The organism is Caballeronia sp. M23-90 (assembly GCF_053574605.1).
In genome coordinates, this window is record NZ_JBSIPA010000480.1 from 1 (window position 1) to 4,901 (window position 4,901).

The 4,901-nt window shown below is 62.6% G+C and carries 1 protein-coding gene and 2 pseudogenes; 1 reads left to right on the forward strand and 2 read right to left on the reverse strand.

The genetic code is table 11. The features are described from left to right. Window positions 1-129 precede the first annotated feature (129 nt). Window positions 130-1,254, forward strand: a pseudogene (locus ACRXB1_RS30435) (hemolysin family protein); the annotation flags it as partial. Window positions 1,255-1,281: 27 nt separating this feature from the next. On the opposite strand, the gene treY reads toward ACRXB1_RS30435, so the two are convergent. Next, a complete protein-coding gene (treY, locus tag ACRXB1_RS30440; protein ID WP_449494156.1) occupies window positions 1,282-4,224 on the reverse strand; it encodes a malto-oligosyltrehalose synthase in 2,943 nt (980 codons plus the stop codon). Between the two features lie 5 nt (window positions 4,225-4,229). Next, a pseudogene (locus tag ACRXB1_RS30445) lies at window positions 4,230-4,901 on the reverse strand (4-alpha-glucanotransferase); the annotation flags it as partial.

Genomic DNA, 4,901 nt, shown 5'->3' on the forward strand with positions numbered 1-4,901 from the left:
GCCGTAAGAGCGCGATTGTCACCACTTCAGGCTCGCCCCTTTTTGCTTATCGCAAGCGCAAACGTCTTGAACAACTCGAGTTGTGTAGGCGCATAAACCTGGGCGCGCTCCCGCTTACCACGCGATGCCATCGAATCAGCGAAGCTGATCGATGCAGTCTCCCTGTTCTTCGCTTTCTCCTGCATTTCCTTTCTGCACATCGTGGTCGGCGAACTTGCGCCGAAATCTTGGGCGATCCGACGTGCCGAACAGGTCGGTTTGTGGGTGGCCATGCCGCTCTACGGTTTCTACTGGGCAATGTACCCGTTCATCTGGGTGCTCAATTCGAGCGCGAATTTCGTGCTGCGCCTGTTTGGGCTGAGCGGCGAACATGGGGGCGACGCCCACTATTCCACTGACGAACTCAAGCTGATCCTGCGCGGCCGGCGGTTGACCGGGGCGTCGACCACGCCGGACACGCTGGGGATTTCGAGTTCGCATGCAGATTCCAGCTACAACGCCGACGAATGGAACACCATCGCGCATTCGCTGGATTTCAGCCGCATGACGGTGTCCGACCTGATGCGTCCAAGCCACGAGATGGTCGGCCTGCGCAACGACCTGCCGATGCGCGACAACATGCAGGTGATCGCGCGCCACCGTTTCAGCCGCTATCCGCTTTTTGCCGATGCGACCAGCGAACGTGTGCTCGGCATGATCCACTTGAAAGACCTGCTGCTCGCACGCGATGGCGCCGGGCGCGGCCTTCTCCACGGCCTGACGCGACAGGACACGAAGCAGGATTCCCTCGAGCGGCACGTGCGCCCGGTTCAGTATGTGGCCGGTAATCTTTCAGCGCTCGAATTGTTCAGGCGTTTTCGCAAGGGCGCGCCGCACTTTGCGCTCGTCGGCCGCAAGGGCGAGAAGCCGATAGGTTTCCTCACGCTCGACAACCTGCTGGGCGCGCTCGTTGGCCAGATTCACGACGAGTTTCGTCAAGGCGATGCCGACTGGTCACGCATGGACGATGGCACGCTGATGGGCAAGGGCAGCTTGCCGGTGGTATCGCTGGAACGGGCGTTGGGGATCGATATCGACGAAGGTCAGTCGGAGTCTGTTGGCGGGCTCGTGATCAATGCGCTGGGCGATCTGCCTAGCGAAGGCCAGCGCGTGGGTTTCGATCGTTTTGATATCGTAGTGAAGAAGATGAACGGACCGCGCATCGTGCTCGTTCGCGTCTATCCGCATGAAGAGGTTGCGGAAGAAGCGGATTGATTCTTCCGTTTCCTCCGCGTTGATTCATTAGACCCGCGGCACACCTTCTTCCATCAACAATGCAACCGGCATTGAAGCCAGCGCATCGCGCATGAACAGGCGCTGACCATCGGACTTGGGCGCGTTCGGGCTCAGCCAGTCGAACAACGCCCGCGAAGCCAGCGCTTCCGGCAACACGACCGCCGTGTCGCCCCAATGGGCGGCATCGACCAGGGGCAGCGCGGTATCGTTTTCAGCGAGCAATGCGTCGGCCAAGCGCGTCGCAATCACGATCACGTACGCGCTTCCCGCATGCCGCGCATACGCGATCACGCTATCCGCATGCGCACCTTCCACTTTCAGCGGTATGTACGAACCCTGCTCGAAAAGCGCTGGTGAATGCGCCCGCAAGGCAAGCGCGCGACGCACGATACCAAGCTTCACGCGGCCATCCTCCCAGTTCTGCAACTGTTCCGATGGCGCACCCTGCGCCTCGCCTTCAGCAAGCCACGAGCGCCGCTGCTCGAAGTCCACGGGACGGCGATTGTCGGGATCGACGAGACTGAAATCCCATAGTTCGGTGCCCTGATAAAGATCCGGCACGCCCGGCGATGTCAGCCGCAACAAGGTCTGCTGGAAACTGTTGATGGCGCCGGTTTTCGCAATCCGCGCGACGAACGCCGGCAATTCGCCGAGGAAGCCATCGCGGCGTTGGGGCGCGAGGATATCGAAGAGAAAATCGCGGCATGCGTTTTCATAGGCTTCGTCGGGCGCAAACCAGCTCGTGCGCAACTTGGCTTCGCGCATCCCCTTCAACTGCCACGCACTCACGCGCTCGGCAAGTTCCTTGACGCCGGCTTCGTCGTCGGGAGAAAGCGTAGGCGGCCAGCAGCCTACGAGCGTCTGATAAAGCATCGCTTCGGCGGCAGCACCTGGCGCCCAGTCGTTTTCATCGGCATTCAGGATGCGACGCTGCGGCGTGTTCAACGTCGACCAGCTTTTCAACGTTGCAGCCCACTCGTCGGGGATCTCGCTTAACGCCGCGATCCGCGCACGGACGTCTTCGCCGCGCTTGTGGTCGTGCGTGGCGGTCGTGAGCATGGCGTTCGGGAAGCGTTTGGCGCGCTCCTCATTGCCTTCGTGAAATTGCTCGACCGATAACGAAAACTCGCCCGGATCGGCACCGACTTCGTTACGCGAGATGAGCCGGCCGTATCGGTAACACGCTGTGTCTTCGACGGCCTTCGCGGCCACCGGCGATGTCAGTTGCGAAAACAGGGTTTGCGCATTGCGTCGATGAGAACCGATCGAATTCGAGCCGGAATTCGAGCCGGAATTCGAGCCGGAATTCGACCCGTTTATGCTCGCCGGCACACTCTGAGATGCGCTGCCCGGACGCTCGCGTCCATGGCGGTCGAGCATACGTTCACGCGGCGGCTTTTCTTCGACGGGCTCTTCGCCCCCCGGGCCGCCGAGCCATTGCGCGACCTGATCGAGAATGCCGTGGTCTGCCGGCGCCAGCGCGGCCTTCGCGCCTTCGTAGGCCATCGAGAAAAAGCGTTCGTCTTCCGCGCCGCGTTGTCCGCTGACTGGATAAATCCGGTACACGGGGAAGTGCACGACGAGTTCGGACGTAACCCGCTTCAGCGATGAAAACGTGAAGTCGCGAGTGGCGGGCAAGTCACGTGCGATCCGATGCAGTGCGCGCGCGACCCGGTCGAGTTCGGCGGAAAGGTTCTCAGCCAGGATCTTGCGACGCGCGGCTTCGGCTTCGACTGCGAAGTCGGCCGGACGTCCGGACAACTCGGCCCAGCTTTGTGCGAGGGGTTGAGCGCCGCGCGGGTCGTGAAGCAGCGCGCCGACGTCGTTCATGAAATCGTAGCCGGTGGTGCCATCGATTTGCCAGTCGTCGCGCACGGGCTCGCCACGCGCGAGGATCTTCTCGACGACAAAATACGTGCGCGCTTGCCGCAGGTTCTCGGGACGCTGTTGCGCCAGCTCTTCCAGGCGATGGCGCAAGCGCTGGCAGTATTCGCGCGGCTCGGCAAGTCCATCGACGTGATCGATACGCACGCCGTCTATCAGCCCCTCGGTGAACAAACGGAAGATCAGCGCGTGCGATGCGTCGAAGACCTCCGGGCGCTCTACGCGCATGCCGCCGAGCGTGGAGACATCGAAGAAACGGCGCCAGTTCACTTCATCCGCGGCTGTGCGCCACCATGCGAGCCGGTAATGCTGGCGTTCCAGCAAGCGATGCAGACGGTCGCGGCCCGTCACGTTGTCGCCGCAATGAGCGCGCACGGCGGTATCGATGGCCTTCTTGCCTTCCTCCGATGCCGCGAATTCCCTGAGCGCGGCACGTGCTTCGTCGGCGCGCGGCTGGTCGGCGGGTTGCGTCGAAAGGCCGGTGAAACGCTGTGCCATTTCCGGCGCGCTGTCCTGCAGGATCGCCGCGTAGTCGAGCGGGCTTACCGGGAACGTGTTGCTGTAGTACGTGACCTTGAAACGGCCGTCGTTGGCGTCGAAGATCAGCTTGATCTTGTTGCCCTTCAGTTCCTCGCCGTACGCGGCGCCCAGGAACGGCGCGAGGACCTTGCCCCGCAATGCAGGGTCGGGCGAGTGCCAGTCGACATCGAAATAACGCGAATGGGCGGCGTGGCGGCCCCATTCGAGGATGTCCATCCACCACAGGTTTTCCGAGCCGCCCACACCCATGTGATTCGGCACGACATCGACGATCACGCCCATGTCGTGTTCGCGCAGTTTTTCGACAAAGCGTTTCAGTCCTTCCTCGCCGCCGAGTTCAGGGTTCACGCGCGTGTAGTCGACGGTGTCGTAACCGTGCGTGGAACCGCTCGTGGCGGTGGTGATCGGCGATAAATACGCGTGGCTGATCCCGAGCGACGCCATGTAGTCGACCTGGCGCGCGGCGTCGTCGAACGTGAAATCCTTGTGAAGCTGCAGGCGAAGCGTGGAGCGCGGGACGGTCATGGTCTTCAGTCAGTGGGTGATGCGTTATGCGCGGTGTCATGCGCGGCCGCCTTCGTATGGGCGGATTTCTGTCGGGCCTGGTCGACGGCAAGCAGACGGTCGACGAACGAGTCGTCATCGAACAGTTCGGATACGGGAACCGCCAGCCGCCGGCGCCAGTTCGGATGCTCGTCGATGGAACCGGGCAGGTTCGGCATCTCGGCGAGCGCGAGCAAGTCTTCCAGCGGATAGGTGACGAGCGGCGCGGGCGTGGAGGCCACGAACGCGAGCGCTTCGTCGACCGGCGCGGTCTGCTGTGAGATATCGGCGGGGACGTCGACATCCGGCGCGGCAACGCCGGCTTCCTGGAAAGCAGTCCATAGCAATTCGCGATCCTCGCCGCGTTCCGCCTGCGCCATTTCGACGGCGTCCTTGCCATCGGCGCGTACGGCGGTCTGGCCGATCTTCGAGCGCCAGACAATGTCCTCGCCGGTCCACCAGCCGGTGACGGTCGGCAGATCGTGCGTGGTCGTGGTCGCGGCGACGTCGTGATCCCAGTCGGCGGGTGCCTTGAAGCCCGGACCTTCTTCGGCGCGCTCGAACCACAGCACGCGAATACCGAGCAGACCATGTTCTTGCAACCGCTCGCGAAAACCCGGTGGCACGGTGCCGAGGTCTTCACCGATCACGATCGCCTA